Origin of the sequence: Labrys okinawensis, from assembly GCF_002982075.1 — a bacterium.
Classification (GTDB): Bacteria; Pseudomonadota; Alphaproteobacteria; order Rhizobiales; family Labraceae; genus Labrys; species Labrys okinawensis_A.
Map to the genome: position 1 here is coordinate 43,902 of NZ_PUEJ01000008.1, position 18,688 is coordinate 62,589.

Annotated in this window: 21 protein-coding genes; 8 read left to right on the forward strand and 13 right to left on the reverse strand. The window is 65.4% G+C overall.

Annotated features, from left to right (window positions below):
• Positions 1-46: 46 nt before the first annotated feature.
• The 4 genes from C5L14_RS20805 to C5L14_RS20820 form a co-directional block, all read right to left on the reverse strand.
• Positions 47-460: a hypothetical protein gene (locus tag C5L14_RS20805; RefSeq protein WP_105863992.1), complete on the reverse strand. Its 414-nt coding sequence runs from the start codon at positions 458-460 to the stop codon at positions 47-49.
• 84 nt (positions 461-544) lie between these two features.
• Complete coding sequence (locus tag C5L14_RS20810; RefSeq protein WP_105863993.1) at positions 545-1,039, reverse strand: hypothetical protein; 495 nt, start codon at positions 1,037-1,039, stop codon at positions 545-547.
• A gap of 156 nt (positions 1,040-1,195) precedes the next feature.
• Positions 1,196-2,263 (reverse strand): ABC transporter ATP-binding protein, encoded by a 1,068-nt coding sequence (locus C5L14_RS20815; protein WP_105863994.1) that lies wholly within the window; start codon positions 2,261-2,263, stop codon positions 1,196-1,198.
• Position 2,264: 1 nt separating this feature from the next.
• The gene (locus C5L14_RS20820; protein ID WP_105863995.1) at positions 2,265-3,056 is read right to left on the reverse strand and encodes an SDR family oxidoreductase; all 792 of its coding nucleotides are present in this window, start codon (positions 3,054-3,056) and stop codon (positions 2,265-2,267) included.
• Positions 3,057-3,420: 364 nt separating this feature from the next.
• On the opposite strand from C5L14_RS20820, the gene C5L14_RS20825 reads away from it, so the two are divergent.
• The 5 genes from C5L14_RS20825 (at position 3,421) to C5L14_RS20845 (ending at position 7,833) form a co-directional block, all read left to right on the forward strand.
• Positions 3,421-4,656, forward strand: coding sequence for an ABC transporter substrate-binding protein (locus C5L14_RS20825; RefSeq protein ID WP_105863996.1), 1,236 nt, complete (start codon positions 3,421-3,423; stop codon positions 4,654-4,656).
• Positions 4,657-4,950: 294 nt separating this feature from the next.
• Positions 4,951-5,820: a carbohydrate ABC transporter permease gene (locus C5L14_RS20830; RefSeq protein WP_105863997.1), complete on the forward strand. Its 870-nt coding sequence runs from the start codon at positions 4,951-4,953 to the stop codon at positions 5,818-5,820.
• A complete protein-coding gene (locus C5L14_RS20835) occupies positions 5,817-6,656 on the forward strand; it encodes a carbohydrate ABC transporter permease (RefSeq protein ID WP_105863998.1) in 840 nt (279 codons plus the stop codon). The genes C5L14_RS20830 and C5L14_RS20835 overlap by 4 nt, the downstream gene beginning before the upstream one ends.
• 123 nt (positions 6,657-6,779) lie before the next feature.
• Positions 6,780-7,145, forward strand: coding sequence for a RidA family protein (locus C5L14_RS20840; protein ID WP_105863999.1), 366 nt, complete (start codon positions 6,780-6,782; stop codon positions 7,143-7,145).
• Between the two features lie 301 nt (positions 7,146-7,446).
• Positions 7,447-7,833, forward strand: a complete 387-nt coding sequence (locus tag C5L14_RS20845) for a VOC family protein (protein WP_105864000.1) — start codon at positions 7,447-7,449, stop codon at positions 7,831-7,833.
• Between the two features lie 14 nt (positions 7,834-7,847).
• Here C5L14_RS20845 and C5L14_RS20850 read toward each other — a convergent pair whose 3' ends face one another.
• From C5L14_RS20850 to purH, 4 genes are all read right to left on the reverse strand, one after another.
• Positions 7,848-8,087, reverse strand: coding sequence for a hypothetical protein (locus C5L14_RS20850; protein ID WP_105864001.1), 240 nt, complete (start codon positions 8,085-8,087; stop codon positions 7,848-7,850).
• A gap of 43 nt (positions 8,088-8,130) precedes the next feature.
• Complete coding sequence (locus C5L14_RS20855; RefSeq protein ID WP_105864002.1) at positions 8,131-8,814, reverse strand: OmpA family protein; 684 nt, start codon at positions 8,812-8,814, stop codon at positions 8,131-8,133.
• On the reverse strand, positions 8,811-9,275 hold the full coding sequence (locus C5L14_RS20860) for a hypothetical protein (RefSeq protein WP_105864003.1): 465 nt from the start codon (positions 9,273-9,275) through the stop codon (positions 8,811-8,813). The genes C5L14_RS20855 and C5L14_RS20860 overlap by 4 nt, the downstream gene beginning before the upstream one ends.
• 249 nt (positions 9,276-9,524) lie before the next feature.
• Positions 9,525-11,114: a bifunctional phosphoribosylaminoimidazolecarboxamide formyltransferase/IMP cyclohydrolase gene (gene purH, locus C5L14_RS20865; RefSeq protein WP_245443474.1), complete on the reverse strand. Its 1,590-nt coding sequence runs from the start codon at positions 11,112-11,114 to the stop codon at positions 9,525-9,527.
• A gap of 252 nt (positions 11,115-11,366) precedes the next feature.
• Between purH and C5L14_RS20870 the strand changes: the two genes are divergently transcribed.
• Positions 11,367-11,855 carry an RrF2 family transcriptional regulator gene (locus C5L14_RS20870; protein WP_105864005.1) on the forward strand — a complete coding sequence of 163 codons (489 nt, stop codon included), beginning with the start codon at positions 11,367-11,369 and terminating at the stop codon, positions 11,853-11,855.
• Here C5L14_RS20870 and C5L14_RS20875 read toward each other — a convergent pair.
• From C5L14_RS20875 to C5L14_RS20895, 5 genes are all read right to left on the reverse strand, one after another.
• Positions 11,761-12,807, reverse strand: coding sequence for a mechanosensitive ion channel family protein (locus C5L14_RS20875; protein ID WP_105864006.1), 1,047 nt, complete (start codon positions 12,805-12,807; stop codon positions 11,761-11,763). The two genes, C5L14_RS20870 and C5L14_RS20875, sit on opposite strands and share 95 nt — an antisense overlap.
• 62 nt (positions 12,808-12,869) lie before the next feature.
• Positions 12,870-13,280, reverse strand: a complete 411-nt coding sequence (locus tag C5L14_RS20880; RefSeq protein WP_105864007.1) for a cupin domain-containing protein — start codon at positions 13,278-13,280, stop codon at positions 12,870-12,872.
• 143 nt (positions 13,281-13,423) lie between these two features.
• Positions 13,424-14,176, reverse strand: coding sequence for an SDR family oxidoreductase (locus C5L14_RS20885; protein ID WP_105864008.1), 753 nt, complete (start codon positions 14,174-14,176; stop codon positions 13,424-13,426).
• A 146-nt stretch (positions 14,177-14,322) separates the two neighbouring features.
• Positions 14,323-15,240 carry an MBL fold metallo-hydrolase gene (locus C5L14_RS20890; RefSeq protein WP_105864009.1) on the reverse strand — a complete coding sequence of 306 codons (918 nt, stop codon included), beginning with the start codon at positions 15,238-15,240 and terminating at the stop codon, positions 14,323-14,325.
• Positions 15,241-15,397: 157 nt separating this feature from the next.
• Complete coding sequence (locus C5L14_RS20895; protein WP_105864010.1) at positions 15,398-15,877, reverse strand: carboxymuconolactone decarboxylase family protein; 480 nt, start codon at positions 15,875-15,877, stop codon at positions 15,398-15,400.
• 129 nt (positions 15,878-16,006) lie between these two features.
• Here C5L14_RS20895 and C5L14_RS20900 point away from each other — a divergent pair, with 129 nt between their 5' ends.
• Both C5L14_RS20900 and C5L14_RS20910 read left to right on the forward strand, forming a co-directional pair.
• Positions 16,007-16,903 carry a LysR family transcriptional regulator gene (locus C5L14_RS20900; RefSeq protein ID WP_105864011.1) on the forward strand — a complete coding sequence of 299 codons (897 nt, stop codon included), beginning with the start codon at positions 16,007-16,009 and terminating at the stop codon, positions 16,901-16,903.
• A gap of 447 nt (positions 16,904-17,350) precedes the next feature.
• Positions 17,351-18,577, forward strand: coding sequence for a DNA cytosine methyltransferase (locus C5L14_RS20910; RefSeq protein ID WP_105864013.1), 1,227 nt, complete (start codon positions 17,351-17,353; stop codon positions 18,575-18,577).
• Positions 18,578-18,688: the final 111 nt, after the last annotated feature.

Below are 18,688 nucleotides of genomic sequence, written 5' to 3' on the forward strand. Positions count from 1 at the left end.
ATGGGCGAGAGGCATCGAGGGTGCCTCTCGCGCCACATGATCCGGTTCATTCCGTGACCAGATGGCTCTTGCAGACGGCGCTGGGCGGGGGCTCCCAGGGGCCGCGCGGGTTCATTTGGGCGGTGTAGCCCTGATAGTCGCTGATGGTGCGGACGCAGTCGGCATAGGCGAGTTCGCCCCTGCAGCGCTTCATCGCTGGGGAATTGTCCGCGAGGCCCTTGGCGCGGCAGATCGAGGTGTAGCCCTCGTCGACAAGCCGCCGGCTCTGAGTCTGCTGGCACCCGATCTTGTCTTGTGCGCTGGCGCATCTGGCGGCGGCGTCTTGACGGACTTGCCGCTTGTCGATGCCGCTTCCCGAAGCGCATGCCGCCAGGGCCATGCCGAGGACCGTGACGAAGAAGAGGGCGGCCGGGAAGGGTATGCTGCCCCGCGGAGGCTGACTCAGGTGATTGGCGGGCATGTTCGGGCTTCTTTTCATTGTCGTCGAAGGCTCCAGCCGAAGGTGGCATGCGTCGGAGGAGGCGTCGATGTCAGCCTGTCAGGTTCAGCCCGATATCCCCATCGGATTGGGCAGGTAGCCGACGAAGCCGGCGATCTTCCAGCGCCCACCGACCCGATTGCACAGATAGAGGGTCTGCCAGTTGATGGCATCGGTGCTGCCGTCGGCCTTGGCGATGATGCCGTCGAACTTCTTGTGCGCCACCGCCCGCTCGCCATTGATGTCGATATCTCGGAGCGAGGTGATGCGATAGAGCGCTTCGCGGCGGGGTTCGGCATAGGCTGTGGCGGCCGAAAGCCGGGCCTGGCTCAGCCAGCGGTCGCGATAGTCCTCGAGGCGCGGGAAGATCATGCGCCATTCGTCCGGATTGGCGGATTTGAGGCCGCTCAGGCCGAAGAAGGTGTCGGCGAGGAAATCGTCCGCCACCGCCGGCCAGTCCGCCTTGAGATAAGCCTCGATGTCGCGGCGGACCAGCATCTCCCACAGGGCGTGGCGCTCGGGATCGTCAGGGAAGGGATTGGTGTCGAAGGGCTTCGTCATGGATGGCGTTCGAATTCTCGAGTCCCGGAACAGGTTTCCGTCATTGCGAGCGCAGCGAAGCAATCCAGCTTTTTTGAAAGGCCATGCTTGCGGCGACCGGATTGCTTCGCTGCGCTGGCAATGACGATAGAGCGAATTTGCAATCCACTCGTTGCCTTACAGTCTCGCCCCGCTCTGCGGGTCGAAGACGTGGACATTGGTTCTGGCGACGTCGAGGTAGAGCGTCTCGCCCGGCTGGGGCGACAGGCGCTCGCGGAACACCGCCCGCATCTCGGTGCCGTCGATGGTGCCGAACAGATGGGTCTCCGCGCCGGTGGGCTCGACCACGCCGACTACGAAGGGAAAGCCGGTCTGTTCCGTGCCGAGCAGGAAATGCTCGGGGCGGATGCCGATCTCCACCGCCTGCCCGGAAACGGCGGCGCTGTCGCCCATCGGCAGCAGCAGGCCGTTCTTGGTGCGCAGCCGTGGGACCCCGTCACCCTTCTCGGCCGTGCCGGGAATGAAACCCATCGAGGGCGAGCCGAGGAAGCTCGCCACGAAGCGATTGGCGGGCCTGTCATAGAGCTCCAGCGGCGAGCCGACCTGCTCGATATGGCCGGCATTCATCACCACGATGCGGTCGGCCATGGTCATGGCCTCGATCTGGTCGTGCGTGACGTAGACGATGGTGGTCTTCAGGTCCTGGTGCAGCGCCTTGATCTCGGTGCGCATCTGCACGCGCAGCTTGGCGTCGAGATTGGAGAGCGGCTCGTCGAACAGGAAGAGTTCGGGCTGGCGCACGATGGTGCGGCCCATGGCGACGCGCTGGCGCTGGCCGCCGGAGAGCTGGCGGGGGTAGCGGTCGAGATAGTCGTGCAGGTTGAGCACACCAGCCGCCTTCTGCACGCGCGGCGCGATCGACTGGGCGCTTTCGCCGCGCATGCGCGGACCGAAGCCGATATTGGCGCGCGTCGTCATGTGCGGGAACAGGGCGTAGCTCTGGAACACCATGGAGATGTTGCGCTGCTGTGGCGACAGCTTGTTGGCAAGCTTGGAGCCGATCCACAATTCGCCGTCCGAGATCTCGTCGAGGCCGGCGATCATGCGCAGCAGCGTGGACTTGCCGCAGCCGGAAGGGCCGACCAGCACCACGAATTCGCCGTCGCGGACATCGAGGTCGATGCCCTTGAGGATCACGGCCGAGCCATATCGCTTTTGCAGCGCCTTGACCTGCAGGCCCGCCATGTCACGACCTCCTCTCGATGATGTCGCGCACGAAGCGCAGATTGCCGGCGGTCAGGCCGCCGTCGACCGGCAGGACCGCTCCCGTCACGCCGGCGGCGAGCGGGGAGGCCAGGAAGACGGCTGTATTGGCGACGTCCTCGGGGCGCACCATCCGCCCGAGCGGGTAATGGGAGACGACATCTTCGAGGATCGTCGGATCCTTGGCAAGGCGGTGGTCCCAGGCCGGCGTGCGCACCGAGCCGGGGCAGACCACATTGGCGCGGATGCCGTCGCGGCCGGCTTCCACCGCGATCGACTTGGCATAGGCGATCAGCCCGGCCTTGGCCGCCGAATAGGCGGGATTGCCGTAATGGCCGAGTCCGTTGACCGAGGCGACGAAGACGATCGAGCCGCCGCCGCGCGCCACCATCGCCGCCATCACGGGGCGGGTGACGTGAAAGGCGCCGGTGAGGTTGATGGCGAGTTCGCTGTCCCAGACCGCGTCGTCGACGTCGGCCAGCGTTTCGGCCCGGGTGAAGCCGGCATTGTTGACCAGCACGTCGGGGGGGCCGCCCCCGGCCACCAGGCCGGCAATGGCATCGGTGCAGGCCTTGGCGTCGGTAAGGTCGAAGACGAGCCGGTGCTGCAGGGGCAGGCTTTCCAGCAGAGCCGCATCCCTGTCGGCGCCCGAGACCGCGGCGCCGGCGCGGGCAAAGGCTTCGATCATGGCCCGCCCGATGCCGCCGCCGGCGCCGGTGACCAGGACATGGCGTCCCGAAAGGCCGAAGGGGTCGGGGAGGGATGGCTCGCTCATGGTGACGTTTCTTCCTGAGCGCGGACGTCCTCGTCCGCTCTTCCTGACTGCATGTGCTGCGCCCGGGGAGGGGAGGAACGGGCGGACGAGGACGTCCGCGCTCCCAGGGAAGCACCCGTGGGACTCACCCGAACAAAGACGCGCCATCTATGCATGGCGGTGGTGGGAAGGCAAAGTCGGATCGGGCCTTTTGCGCCTCGGATTGCGGTCAGCGATGCGCGGATCAAATCCGCCCCGGCCATAGGCCGGCTGGTCAAATCCCGCTTGCGCGGTTTTCGATTACGGGGAACATTAGCGCCCTCTTGCGGCAAGGCGCGCGGGGGCGCGGCAACGACCGCAGCAATGACAAGGACGGGGACGTTTCATGACAATGATCGGACGGATGGCGATGCTGCTCGCAGGCGCCAGTCTCCTGGCTTGCGCTTCCATCGCGCAGGCAGGCACGGTACGCGTGACCATCGCCGAATATTCCAAGGATACCGGCCCCTATTTCAAGGAAGCCGCGGAGGCGTTCCAGAAAGCCAATCCCGACACCAAGGTCGAGATCGAAGTGGTGCCGTGGGACAATCTCCAGCAGAAGCTGACCACCGATATCTCGGCCGGCACCAATGCCGATCTTTCGATCATCGGCACGCGCTGGCTGCTCGACTATGTCTCCCAGGGCGTGGTCGCTCCGCTCGACAGCTACATCACGCCCGAGTTCAAGGCGAGCTTCATCCCGACCTTCCTGTCGCCCTCGGTGATGGACGGCAAGACCTATGGCCTGCCGATCGCGGCTTCCGCGCGCGCCATGTATTACAACAAGGACGTCTTCGCCAAGGCCGGCGTGACCGAGTTCCCCAAGACCTGGGCCGACTTCCAGGCAGCCGCCGGCAAGATCAAGGCATCCTCGCCTGACGTGGCGCCCTTCGGCCTGCAGGGCAAGGAAATCGAGACGGACGTCTATTTCTACTACGGCATGTGGTCCAATGGCGGAGCGATCGTCAAGGACGGCAAGTCCGGCCTCGACAGCCAGGCGGCGATCGATGCGGCCAAGCTCTACAAGGGCTTCATCGACGGCGGCCTCACCGAGCCGGGCGTGACCTCCTATGCCCGCGAGGACGTGCAGAATCTGTTCAAGCAGGGCAAGGTCGCGACCGTGATCACGGCGCCCTTCCTCTCCGGCCAGATCAAGAAGGAAGCACCCGACCTGAAATATGGCGTGGCGCCGATTCCGCTCGGGCCCAACGGCAAGCCCTTCACCTATGGCGTGACCGATTCGATCGTGCTGTTCGAAAATTCCAAGGTGAAGGACGAGGCCTTCAAGTTCCTCGCCTTCCTGTTCTCGACCGAGCAGCGCACCGCCTTCGACAAGAACGAGGGCTTCCTGCCGGTGAACGCCGCCGAGGCGAAGGATCCTTATTTCGCCGACGATCCGGACAAGAAGGTGTTCGCCTCCCTCCTGCCCAACGCGATCTTCGCGCCGGTGATTCCGGGCTGGGAGGACATCGCCCAGACCACCTCCAACGCGATCCAGACCATCTATCTGGGCAAGGGCGAGATCGAGCCGACGCTCAAGGAAGCCGCGGCCAAGGTCAACGGCATCCTCGAGAAGAAGTAGCGGGATGATGGGTGGGGGTAGCGAATGATCGCGGTTCCATAGGCAAGCGATACGCTGCCCCTCACCTCTATCCTCTCCCCGTAAGAACGGGGCGAGGGGCGCCGGGTGTTGCGCTTTAATGTAAAACGCCGCATTTGCTGGACAGGGCGCGACGCCAAGCTCCCCCTCGCCCCGTTCTTACGGGGTGTCGTCAACTCTCTTGAGTTGACTAGGGGTAAGGGTGAGGGGCAGCACAGTCCGTGCTGTGAAAAACCAATCAGCTCTTCCCTTCGGCACCGAGGAGGCACACACCGTATGGGGCGTGCGACACCCTATCTTCTGATCCTGCCAAGCTTCCTGATGGCGGCCTTCATCATCTTCTGGCCGCTCTACCAGATCGGCCAGATCTCGCTGCATGACGTCAACCGCTTCGGCATGCTCCGGGAGTTTTCGGGTCTCGCCAATTTCCAGGCCCTGTTTGCCGATCCCGATTTCATCGCCGCGCTGTGGCGCACGCTGATCTGGACGGTGGGCGTGGTGGCGGGCACGCTGATCGTCTCGGTGCCGATCGCCCTGATCCTCAACGACGATTTCTACGGCCGGAGCCTTGCCCGCGTCATCATCATGCTGCCCTGGGCGGTGTCGCTCGCCATGACGGCGGTGGTCTGGCGCTGGGCCCTGAACGGCGAGAGCGGCATGCTCAATTCCGGGCTCAGGGGCCTTGGCCTGACCAGCCGCAACATCGAATGGCTGGCGGACGCCTCCACCGCCTTCCCGATGCAGATCCTGATCGGCATCCTGGTTTCGATCCCCTTCACGGTGACGATCTTCCTGGGCGGCCTGTCCTCGGTGCCCGACGATCTCTACGACGCCGGCGCGGTGGAGGGGGCGAGCCGCTGGCAGCAATTCACCCATATCACGCTGCCCTTGCTGAAGCCCTTCATCAACATCGCCTTGGTGATGAACACCATCAACGTGTTCAATTCCTTCCCGATCATCTGGGTGACCACGCAGGGCGGCCCGGCCAATTCGACCGACATCCTGGTGACCTATCTCTACAAGCTCGCCTTCCGCCTGGGTAAGTTCGGCGAGGCGGCGGCGGTGTCGATCATCATGTTCGCGCTGCTGCTCGTCTTCGCCATCATCTATGTGCGGCTGGCCATGCGCGAGGAGCAACAGGCATGAGCAAGCTCAAGCGCTCCGTGCTCTATTGGGTGCTGCTGTCGCCCCTGATCATCCTCACGCTCTTTCCCTTCGCCGTCATGCTGGTGACGGCGCTCAAGCCGACGGAGGAGATGCTGTCTTCCTCCTGGTGGCCGAGCCGGCCGGTCTGGGGCAATTTCGTCACCATGTATACCGAGACGGCCTTCGGGCCGGCGCTCGCCAATTCGCTGATCGTGTCGCTGGTCACCACCGTGCTGACGGTGCTCGTCGCCATTCCCGCCGCCTACGCGCTCAGCCGCTACCGCTTCGCCGCGCGCGGGGCGTTCCGGCAGTTCCTGCTGATCTCGCAGATGCTTTCGCCGATCGTGCTGGTGTTCGGCCTGTTCCGCCTGCTGGTGGAACTCGGCAGTCGCCTCGGCTTCCAGCTCATCGACAGCCTGACCGGCGTGACCTTCATCTACATCGCCTTCAACCTCGCCTTCGCGGTGTGGATGCTGCAGAGCTATTTCTCCACCATTCCCAAGGATCTGGAGGAGGCGGCCTGGATCGAGGGGGCCAGCCCCTTCGCCACGCTGGTCAAGGTGTTCCTGCCGCTGGCGCTGCCGGCCATGGCGGTGACGGCGATCTTCACCTTCATCAATGCCTGGAACGAATATGTCATCGCCCTCACCATGCTGCGCAAGCAGGAAGCCTATACGCTGCCCTTGCAGGTGGTGAATCTGGTGGCAGGGCGCTACACGGTGGAATGGAACTATGTGATGGCGGCCGCCCTGGCGGCGACCATCCCGATCGCGATCCTGTTCACCTGGCTGCAGCGCTATTTGATGCGCGGCCTTGCCCTGGGGGCGGTGAAGTAGGACACGTGTCATTGCGAGCGAAGCGAAGCAATCCAGAAACTTCCGGCACGGAACGTTGCTCTCTGGATTGCTTCGCTTCGCTCGCAACGACGCAAATCATTGGCACAACCTACCGGGATATCCATGACCAAGCAGCATTTCGGCAGCTCCCACGTTCCCCTGTCCCCGGCCGTGCGGGCGGGTGACAGCATCCATATTTCCGGCCAGGTGCCGACCCTGCCGGACGGCTCGGTGGTGCCGGGCGGCATCGAAGCGCAGACGCGCCAGGTGATGGAAAACCTCGCCAAGGCCCTGGCGCTGGCCGGGGCCGGGCTGGAGGACGTGGTCAAGACCACGGTGATCCTGGCCGATGCCCGCGATTTCGGTGCCTTCAACAAGGTCTATGGCAGCTATTTCCCCGCCAATCCGCCGGCCCGCACCACGCTGGAGGCTCGGCTGATGATCGACATCAAGATCGAGATCGAGGCGATCGCCTACAAGCCGCTCTGAGCGGCAATGCGGTTCACTTGAAGAGGGAGCGCTCGATTCGTATGGCCGGGTCCCGATCGGCAATCCTGTCGGCCGCCGGCCGATGGCGCTTGCCGCTTCCGGATAGGCGGGTCGGAAGGAGTTCCTTGTCATTCCGTGACTCGACGCAGCATTTCATGCCGCATCATCGCGCCATTGCGTGCTGCAATGCGTGCGGGATGACAGCGAGCTTCACCCCATCGCCCCGAAAAACGCTGCCTTCACACTGGACAAAGTCGGGTGTTTGTCTTATCGATGATGCGAACAAACAGGGAACATTATCATGAAGCTCGGTTATGTCGTCCAATATGTCCGCGATGTCGTCGAGACCTCGGCTTTCTACAAACAGGCCTTCGGGCTGGAGACGCGCTTTATCGCCGAGGGGCAGTTTGCCGAGCTCGTCACCGGCGAGACGGCGCTGTGCTTTGCCGATGAGAGTTTCGTCACCGACATGACCGGTCCCTTCCAGCCCAACCGGCCGGATGCGCCGCCGGCCGGCATGGAGATCGCGCTGGTGGTCGACGATGTCGAGATCGCCTACAAGAAGGCCCTGTTCGCGGGGGCGCAGGCGGTGTCGCCGCCGGCCCAGAAACCCTGGGGCCAGATCGTCGCCTATGTGCGCGACAACAATGGCTGCCTCGTCGAGATCTGCACCAAGGTCGTGGTCTGAGCCGATGTCGCGGCTCAGCCGCTGACGATGATCAGCGTCATGATCACCGCGGCGACGCAGATGCAGAACACCGCGCCGAGCACCAGCTGTACCAGGGCGTTGGCCGAGACATAGGTGCCGGCGACGCCGCCCAGCACGCGGACGGCCGTCTGCTTGCCCTCGCCGGCAGCGGCGATCGGATGCCCGCAGGACGGGCAGGCCAAGGCCTGCTCGGAGACGCGCTGGCTACAGGCCGGGCAGGGGATCAACGCCATGATGTCGCCTTTTGCTGGAGGATCATGATGGAAAGGGCCTCAATCATTCCGGCGGCTTGCCGATCTCGAATTCCACCCGGCGGTTGCGCTGGCGCCCCTCGGGATCGTCGGCGCCGTCCGCCTTCTGGTTGGGCGCCACGGGGCGGGTCTCGCCATAACCCTGGATGGTCAGGCGGCCGGGGCTGATCTTGCCGCGGGCGAGATAGGCCTTCACCGAGGCGGCGCGGCGCTCGGACAGAGCGAGATTGTAGTCGTCCTCGCCCTTGGCGTCGGTATGGCCGCCGATCGCCACCGGCGCCTTGGGGAAGGCCTTGAGCACCTCGACGAGGCGGGCCAGCACCGGTCTGGCATCGGCGCGGATGTCGGCCTTGTCGAAATCGAACAGCACGTCGCCGGGCAGGCTGATCAGGATCTTGCCCTCGTTCTCGCGGGCGCCGAACTGCTCGAGCAGAGCCTGCGTGCGGCTGCGCAGCTTGGCCGGCACCTCCTTGAGGCGCAGGCTGGAGGCTCCGCCGGCCGGCCCGAGCTGGCTCGCCCGGGTTTGTGGCGCAAAGCGCGTGGGCGGCAGGGCATAAGGCTGCCAGCGGCTGGCGCCGATGGATCTGGGGCGCATCGTCGTCGGCTGCTCGCCGATCGGCTCGTGGCGGTGCTCGATGACGAGGGCCGAAGCCGGCAGGACCGGAAGAACCAGGGCCAGCAGCGCCATGGCGGCGCCTGGACGCCTCATTGCGCCTTGACCGGGATCTTGAGCGTCAGGCCGGGGGCGTTGAGGTCATCGCCCGCATTGCCGTTGTTGAAGACCAGCCGGACCTCGCCGGCATCGGCGGGGAGGCGGCCGGGGAAGACCAACTCGCCATCCATGCTCTGGCCGTTCTGGATGATCAGATAGGGGTTGTCCTCGGGCTGGCGCAGGCTGAGTTTCTGGTCGCCGCCGATGTCGAGGAAGGCGTTGATGTCGTTGAGATTGACGCGGTTGGTCTGGCGGCTGTCGAAGGACGCGACGAGGCTGACCACCGTGGCGTCCTCGCCCACGGTGATCTTCTTGACGATCACCGTCACGCCGGCGGGAATGCTGGTCTGCACGCTGCCCTGATACGCCACGCGGGCGGCCTCCTCGGCCATCGAAGGGGTGGCGATCGCCAGGACCAGGCCGGCCGCCACCACCGCGCGCGCAAACAACCGCTTCATTCCAGCTCTCCCCAGCACATCGATCAAATCCAAAAGCCGATTGCAAGCTTATGGATTTCAGCCCGAAACTATCACCGGGCCTGTCGGCGGTTCAACCATGCGATCATCTACAGCTATAGGCTGTGGACAGAAGAGCGGAAGCTGCCGCCAGGCCAGGGCATTACGACAGCCTGGATGCGTCATTGCCGTGCCGGACGGCTATACCTGCGGGAACACAGGTCGTGCGGCGCGTCGAGGCGCGGACGCATCTCAATGCCGGAAGTGGCGCGTGCCGGTGAACACCATGGCAAGGCCCGCCGCGTCGGCGGCGGCGATCACCTCGGCGTCGCGCTGCGAGCCGCCGGGCTGGATCACGGCGGTGGCGCCGGCGGCGACCGCAGCCTCCAAGCCGTCGGCGAAGGGGAAGAAGGCATCCGAGGCCACCACCGAGCCCTTGGTGAGGGGTTCCGGCAGGCCCGCCAGCTTGGCGGCGTCGGCGGCCTTGGCGGCGGCGATCCTCGCCGAATCGACGCGGCTCATCTGTCCGGCGCCGATGCCGACGCTGGCGCCGTCCTTCACATAGACGATGGCGTTGGACTTCACATGCTTGGCGATGCGGAAGGCGAAGGCGAGGTCGGCCATCTCCTCGGGCGTCGGTCTGCGCTTGGTCACCACCTTCAGCGTCATGTCGTCGACCACGGCATTGTCGCGCGACTGCACCAGCAGGCCGCCCGCCAGCGTCTTGGCGATGAGGCCTTCCGCGCGCGGATCGGGCAGGGCGCCGGTGACGAGCAGGCGCAGATTCTTCTTGGCCGAGATGATGGCGATGGCTTCCTCGCTGGCGTCGGGGGCGACGATCACCTCGGTGAAGATCTCGACGATCTTGCGGGCGGTGTCGGCATCGAGCGTGCGGTTCACCGCGATGATGCCGCCGAAGGCCGAGACGGGGTCGCAGGCAAGGGCCTTCTCATAGGCCTCGACGAGCGTCGGCGCCTCGGCGACGCCGCAGGGATTGGCGTGCTTGACGATCACCACGGCGGCGGACTTGGCCGGGTCGAACTCGGCCACGCATTCGAAGGCGGCGTCGGTGTCGTTGAGGTTGTTGTAGGAGAGCGCCTTGCCCTGGAGCTGGCGGGCGGTGGCGACGCCCGGGCGCTTTTCGGGGGTGAAATAGAAGGCCGCGCTCTGATGCGGGTTCTCGCCATAGCGCAGCGCCTCGGCCAGCGTGCCGCCGAGGGCGCGGAAGGTGGGCGTATCCTCTTCCAGCGTCGCGGCGAACCAATTGGAGATGGCGGCGTCATAGGCGCCGGTGCGGGCATAGGCCTTGGCGGCCATGCGGCGGCGGAAGGGCAGGCTGGTGGCCCCCGCATTCTCGGCGATCTCGGCCAGCACCTCGTCGTAATCGGCGACGTCGACGATGACGGTGACGTCGTCATGGTTCTTGGCGGCGGCGCGGATCATGGCGGGGCCGCCGATGTCGATGTTCTCGATCAGGTCCTCGAAGCTGCCGCCGCGGGCGAGCGTCGCCTCGAAGGGATAGAGGTTGACGACGAGGAGGTCGATCGGGCCGATGCCATGCGCGGCCATGGCGGCGCGGTGCTCCTCATTGCCGCGGATGGCGAGCAGGCCGCCATGCACCTTGGGATGCAGCGTCTTGACGCGGCCGTCCATCATCTCGGGAAAGCCGGTGATGTCGGAGACGTCCCTGACAGGCAGGCCCGCCTCCTCCAGCGCCTTGCGCGTGCCCCCGGTCGAGACCAGCTCGACGCCATGGGCGGCGAGGCCCTTGGCGAAATCGATCAGGCCTGATTTGTCCGAAACGGACAGCAAAGCGCGGGCGATGGGGGCAGCAGCGGTCAAGGTCGAGATCTCCAGGGCGGGGTTTGGCCGCTTGATAGCGCAAGATGAGAGGAAGGGGGAGATTTTATGGAAGAGGCCGGCATTCCGGGTGCGCGGACGTCCCGTCCGCCTCTTGGAAACGCTGTGCTCACCGAAGGGAAGAGGCGGAAGGGACGTCCGCGCACCCGGAAACACCCGCATTTACACGCTGCACCAATAGGGATATCGTATGTCCGTAATTGTCGGCGCGTGCTGCCGCTGCGGAACGAGCGTATGATCCTGAAAAGCCAAGTCGAATGGGCGCTGCATTGCTGTGCGATCCTCGCCGGCCTGCCGGCGGGGCGCTACCTCTCGACCAAGGCGCTGGCCGAGTTCCACGGCGTGCCGAAGGAATATCTCTCCAAGGCGCTGCAGCACCTCTCGCAGGCCGGGCTGGTCGACACCACGCTCGGCCCCTCCGGCGGCTACAGGCTGGCGAGGCCCCCGTCCGAGCTGACCTTCCTCGACATCGTCGAGGCGGTGGAAGGGCCGTCGCGCACCTTCGTGTGCACCAATATCCGCGCCAACAATCCCTGCCGCCCCAAGGGCTATTGCGAGAGCGCGCCCTGCGCCGTGGCGCGCATCATGTGGGAGGCGGACGAGGCCTGGCGCCAGAAGCTGCGCAGCGTCAAGCTGTCCGATCTGGTCGGAATCCTGTCGCAGGAGATCCCGGCTGAGCTGTGGAAGAATAGCTTCGAATGGGTGCTGGCGCGGGCAGGATGAGGGAGGCGGGCGAGGGCGCCAGGGCGAGGCCGCCGGCCCCGCAGGCCTGGTAGAGCCGGTCCAGCACCTCGTTGCGCGCCGGCGTGCGCCGTGCCGGATTGGCCACGCAGAACTGCAGCTCGGCCTCGATCGCCAGCGCATCGACGCTGCGGAGCGCCACGATCGGCGCGGGATCGCGGAGGATCTCCCCGCAGGCCCCGAGCACGGCCCGCAGCGCCTCCACGCTGTCGCGCGGGCCCTGGCTGGCGGCGATCCGCACGCTCTGGCTGATCCAGTGGGTCTCGTCGGGGCGGCTGAGATTGGTCAGGCTGAGCTTGGCCAGCAGGCTGTTGGGCAGCACCACCACATTATGCGCGCCCGAGAGCAGGTTGGTGGAGCGCCAATTGGTCTCGATCACCCGCCCCTCGGTGCCGTCGCCGAGCACGATCCAGTCGCCGAGGCCATAGGAGCGGCCCAGCGTCAGGGCGATGCCGGAAAACACGTCGCCGAGCGTGTTCTGCAGGGCGAGGCCGAGGATGACGGCGACCACGCCGGAGGTCGCCACCAGCGTGCCGACCGGCACGCCGAACACGAAGCCCAGGATCGAAAGGGCGACGCCGAGATAGGCGAGGGCGACGAACAGATCCTGCAGCAGATGGGCCTCGCGCGGCCGGCGGTTGAGGGCGAAATAGATGTGCATCAGCCCGATCACGGCCCAGGCCAGATGCGTCCACCACAGCACCCGCGCCGATTTGGCGACGAAGGCGGCGAGACCGGCGGCCTCGCGCGCCCCGAGTTCGTGCGGCCAGATGCCGTAGGCCCCGAGCAGCACCGTCATGCCGGTGAAGAACAGGAGCTGCACGATCAGCCGCGCCATCGGGCGCCGGCGCCCCTGCAGATGCCAGACGACGATGCCGGCGAGCCCCAGCAGGTCGATCAGCACGAGAGGCAGGAAATCGGGATCATCGACCATGGCGGGGGCTCGAGGGGGAAACGCTTGTATGGGGACCGCGCCACGTTCGGTGCGCTCCACGCTTATTTCTGCAGCGGGAAGGTCAGTTCCTTCTGGGCGGTATCGACCACGAACACCGCCAGCAGCTTGGCGGGCCTGGTCTTGCTGGCATTTGCGCTGACGCCGTGGCGGTCGCCCGGCATTTCGGAGAAGTTCTGGCCGGCGCGGTAGACCTTCACCGGCCCGTCATTGACCTGGCTCTTGATCGCCCCTTCCAGCACGGTGGCGTAGATGAAGGCGGAGGAGGGATGGGTATGGCCCTCGGAAAAGCCGCCGGGGCCATATTCGACCAGCACGCCCCTCATGCTCTTGCCGGGGACGTTGGGCAGTTCGTGCTCATAGACGAGCGAGACCTTGGCCGCCTTGCCGTCGGCGGCGGCCGGCGCGGCGAGCAGAGTGGAGATGGCGAAGGCGGCGAGGAGAGGGCGGATCATGGCTGGGGTTCCTGGTTGGGGGAATGGAGCTAGGGCGAGACGCTGCGATTGACGGCTGCGCGTGGCGTCTGGGTCCCCCTCGCCCCGTAAGGACGGGGCGAAGGGGCGGCTGGTGTCGCGTTCTTTGTGGCGAAGCCGCCGCCTCACTTCTTGGGATTGGCGGCGAACCATGCCTCGAAGCCGATGCGGCCGAGGCGGGGGTTGTTGTCGCTCACCAGCGAGCCCTCCTGCAGGCGGGCGCCGAAATAGCGGGCCTCGGGATCGGCCACCACCTCGCGGGGATCGCCGCTGGCCTTGAGGTAGCGGGCGACGAGATCGCTGAGGCGCGAGCGCTCCGGGCCGGCGATCTCGATCGTGCCGTTCACCGGCGCGGCGAGGGCGACATCGGCCATGGCGTCGGCGACGTCGTCGGAGGCGATCGGCTGCACGAAGGCGGGCGAGAGATGTACCTTGCCCTCGATCGTGCCGGACAGGGCGATGCCGGCGAGGAACTCCATGAACTGGGTGGAGTGCACGATGGTGTAGGGGATGCCGGCGGCCTTGATCAGCCTCTCCTGGGCGAGCTTGCCGCGGAAATAGCCGGCCTCCTGCAGCCGCTCGGTACCGACGACCGAGAGGGCGATGTGATGCCCGACGCCGGCCGCCTTCTCCGCCGCCATCAGGTTGCGGCCGGAGGTCTCGAAGAACTCCAGCACGGCCTTGTCCTCGAAGGAGGGCGAGTTGGCGAGGTCGATCACCACCTGCGCCCGGGCCAGGGCTTCGGCGAGGCCCTCGCCGGTGATGGTGTTGACGCCGGTGTTGGGCGAGGCGGCGATCACCTCATGGCCCTTGGCCCTGAGCCGCGCCACCGTCTTGGTGCCGATCAGCCCGGTGCCGCCGATGATGACGATTTTCATGGGATGTCTCCTTTGGGGATGTTTCCGGGTGCGCGGACAACAGCCACATTGAACTGCGTTCAATGTGGCGGCGACGTCCGCTCTTAGAAACGCTGTACGTGCAAGAAGGGAAGAGCGGGCAAGATGCCCGCGCACCCGGAAATTGCTCAGTAGTCCCAGAACACCGGCACCCAGCGGAAGGCGTCGCCGTCCACGGCGACATGGCCGACCGAGGGGAAGGGCAGGTGGGTGGCCACCAGGAACGAATTGGTCTCGGCCAGCTCCTTCAGCAGCCGGACGCGCACGCGGGCCGCCTCCTCCGGATCGTGCTCGAAGCCGTTGAACCAGTCGGGATGCTCGAAGCCGACCGCGAACATGGCGTCGCCCGCGAACATCAGCCGGTCGCCGCCGGAGGCGAGGCGCACCACGCTGTGGCCCGGCGTATGGCCGCCGGTGCGGGAGACGACCACGCCGGGCGCCACCTCATGCTCCTCGCCGAACAGCCGGAGGTGGTCGCGATATTCCGCCGCGAAGCGCTTGGCGGTGGCCCGCAGCGCATCCGGGAAGCCCGGCGGCATGGCGACATGGGAGAAATCGGGCGCCTCCCAGAACTTCGCCTCGGCTTCGGCCACATGGATCTTGAGGTCGGGACGCAGGCGCTCCTTCACGCCGTCGACCAGCAGGCCGCCGACATGGTCCATATGCATATGGGTGAGCACCACGTCGGTCACGGCGCCGAGGTCGATGCCGGCCGCCTCCAGCCGCTTGATCAGCTGGCCGGCCCGCGGCAGGTTGAGGTCCGGGTCGAGCCCCAGCCCGGCATCGATGAGGATGGTCTGCTTGCCGCTGCGCACCACCACCACGTTCAGCGCCCAGTCGAAGGCGTCCTGCGGCAGGAACATGTCCTTCAGCCAGGCGGCCCGCACGGAAGGATCGGCATTGTGGCCCAGCATCTGGGTGGGCAGCGGCAGCACGCCGTCGCTGACGATCAGCACGTCGATCTCGCCGATCTGTACCGCGTAGCGCGAGGGCACCAGCTCGTCGGGTTTGGGTCTGGTGGGCGTCAAGGTGTTGTCCAGGCTCATGCTGGCCTCCTGTTTGATGGTGGCGCCGGCGCCGAGGGCTCCGTGCCGCGGGGGGTGATTGTTTCAGGGTGTGCGGACGTCTCGTCCGCTCTTGGAAGCGCTGCGTTTGCAGGAGGGGAAGAGGCGGACGAGACGTCCGCGCACCCGGGAAGAAGCCTCAGCTCAGCCCGGCCTTGTCGAGCCCGTAGAGCTTGTCGGCCGAACCCGGCACCGCCTTGAAGGCGATGGAAGCGCGGTTCCAGCTGTTGATGATGGCGATCGCGAAGGTGAGGTCGGAAACCTCCTTCTCCGAGAGCTGGCCGCGCACGCGCTCATAGAGCTCGTCGGGGATGCCGCCTTCCGGCAGCTTGGTCACCGCCTCGGTCCAGGCCAAAGCGGCGCGTTCGCGCGGCACGAAGAGGTTGGATTCGCGCCAGATCGCGACGTGGTAGAGCCTCAGCTCGCTCTCGCCGTGGATCTTGGCCTCCTTCACATGCATGTCGAGGCAGAAGGCGCAGCCATTGAGCTGCGAGGCGCGGATGTTGACGAGATCGCGGAGCTTCTCCTCGATCACGCTGCCCTTCAGGGCCATGCTGAGCTCGGAGAGCTTCTTGAAGAGCTCGGGGGATTGCTGGGCGTAGTTCAGGCGCTGGCTCATGTCCGTTTCCTTATTAAGGATATTCAATATCCTTATGGATATAAAATATCCGTAATAGCTGGACAGTAAAGCCTTACCTGCCTAAACTCCGGGCATAAGGCCTATGCGCAAAAGTATGGGGGGTGGGGAATGGACATCGTTGGCGCCTTGCGGACCTTCCTGCGCGTGGCGCAGACGGGCTCCTTCACCGCGGCGGCGGCCGATCTCGATCTCACCCAGCCGGCGGTATCGCGCCAGGTCTCGGCGCTGGAGGCGCGGCTCGGCCTGCGCCTGCTCCACCGCACCACCGTGGCGCTGGCGCTGACGGCCGAGGGCGAGCGGCTGATCCCGATGGCCCTGCGCGTGATCGAGGCGGTGGAGGCGCTGGGCGAGAGCGCCGGCGCCGGCGAGGCGGCTGTCACCGGCAGGGTGCGGCTCAGCCTGCCCGCCCCGCTCGGCCTCGCCTTCGCCGAGCGCCTGCCGGACCTGCTCGCCCGCCATCCCGGCCTGACCGTCGATCTCCTCCTGCGCGAGGCGCCCTCCGATCTCATCGGCGAGGGCATCGACCTCGAAGTGCGCCTCGGCGCCGTCGAGGATTCCAGCCTGACCGGCCGGCGCATCGGCTGGACCACGGCCTATCTGGTGGCCGCGCCCTGCTATCTCGCCCGGCGCCCCGCCCCGGTGCGGCCGAAAGAGGTGCCCGGCCATGACTGCATCTGCTATGCCCGCGCCGGCGACGGGCGGCTCTGGTGCTTCTCCGACGGCGCCGACGAGACGCGCCTGCGCATCGCCCCGCGCCTCGTGGCCGACAGCGCCGTCGCCGTCCACCGCGCCGCTTTGGCCGGCGGCGGCCTCGCCATCCTCTCCCACATCCTCGCCGGCCCCGACATCGCCGCCGGCCGCCTCGTCAGCCTGATGCCGGACTTCCCGCCGGCCAGGCTGCCGATCACGCTGGTCTATCCCTCACGGCGGAATTTGCCGCAGCGGGTGAAGGTGGTGATGGAGTTTCTGGTGGAGGCGGTGAGGGGGGATGCGATGATGGGGTGAGGGGGGAGGATTGGTTGCAGGAAGAGGAGAAAGAGGCCTGACGGGATTTCTCTGGCAAAGGTTTTACTTTGAATCTTTACCGTCTTCTCGGCGCTTCACGGCAAATGACTGCTGAGCGCTCCATCGCGGACATTCAGCTGTGCCGTCGACCCGCCCGAAAGCCATCATTCGTTCATCCGGAAGATCGCCATTAAGTTGACGTTGACCGTTGTTGACTATAGTCAACCAGACTATGGGGGTGGCTATGGTGCAACGCGAGCACTGGCATGCCGCTGACGCAGTGGCCGAAGCGGGGATTCCAAAACCGACTCTGCTGTGCTGGATCAAGCAGGGCAAAATCGCCGAGGCCGCTAAGCGGGACGGGAATGGATGGCGACTCTTCGACCGCCGGGAAGTCGATGAGATAATAGCTTTGGCATCGGCGACCGTGCCGTCGGAGGGTCGGAAATGAGCGCGCGATCGGCGAGCGCTTCGAAGCGGCATGAGCCCGCGTTTTTAGCCGTAGATTTCTTCTGCGGCGCTGGCGGGACCACCCGCGGCCTGATCGATGCCGGTGGATACGTGCTGGCGGGCGTCGACAAGGATACGCGCTGCCGTGAAACCTATATCGAAAACAACCCGAACGAGAAGCTCGACTTCACCGCGCCCCGCTTCCTTCATCGCGACATTTTCCCTCTTGGCGACGACTATCCTGCCGGGGAACAGGCCGAACTCATGGCCGAACTCGCTCAGCTTATCGATCAATATAAACAAGAGGTGCCCTCGGCACCGTTACTCTTTGCGATCTGCGCGCCTTGTCAGCCCTTCACGAAGCTCTCCCGCAAAGAGCTGAGCGCGGCAAGAAAGGCAGGCCGAGAGAAGGACAGCAATCTTCTGGGAGAGGCGACTAAGTTTGTCGAACGATTCCAGCCCGAGATGGTCCTTTCCGAGAACGTGCAGGGTATCAAAGATCCCAAGTACGGCGGTGTTTGGCAAGAGTTTCGCAAATCTCTGGAGAAGCTCGGCTACGTGACTGGCACCAAAGTCGTGTGCACCTCCGACTTCGGCGTTCCACAATATCGCAAGCGCTCGATTCTATTAGCCGTGCGCGAGAGCCTGGTGCGCCCGGAATTTCTCGCTTCTTCCGACGATCGAGACGAGCTGAACGTTCCCGATGCAGATCCAGATAACATCGTGAAAACGGTCCGATCCGCTATTGGACATCTTCCCGCGATCGGCGCGGGCGCAGCGCATCCGACTATACCGAACCACAAAACCCGCACGCTCAGTGGGTTGAATCTGAAGCGGCTAGCCGCTGCCCGTCCAGGTGTTTCGAACATTTATCTTGAAGATACGCCGCACGGGGACCTGTCGCTTCCTTGCCATCGCAAGGTCAATGCGAAGCTACAGACGCGGTGCTTTACAGACGTCTACACGCGAATGGATCCCGATCGTCCGTCGCCCACGATTACGACGAAATGCCACAGCATCTCGAACGGCCGTTTCGGTCATTTCGACGTCGAGCAGCTGCGCGGAATATCTTTGCGCGAAGCGGCCATGCTGCAGTCCTTTCCTGCTAGCTATATCTTTTATCCAACCGATAAAATCGAACCTATTGCCAGGATGATCGGCAATGCTGTGCCTCCGCGGCTGGCGGAATATTTTTCTCGCTATCTCCGTTCGTCGGTTGCGTAAGCTGATGTGTGAACAAGCCTGCTCGAGGTATCGAACGGTTCCGGCCTTTCGCGCGAGCCGAGTATCGCGCTGTCGGTGCGCGGTGAAGCGCCACGTACGGATCGGGTTCTA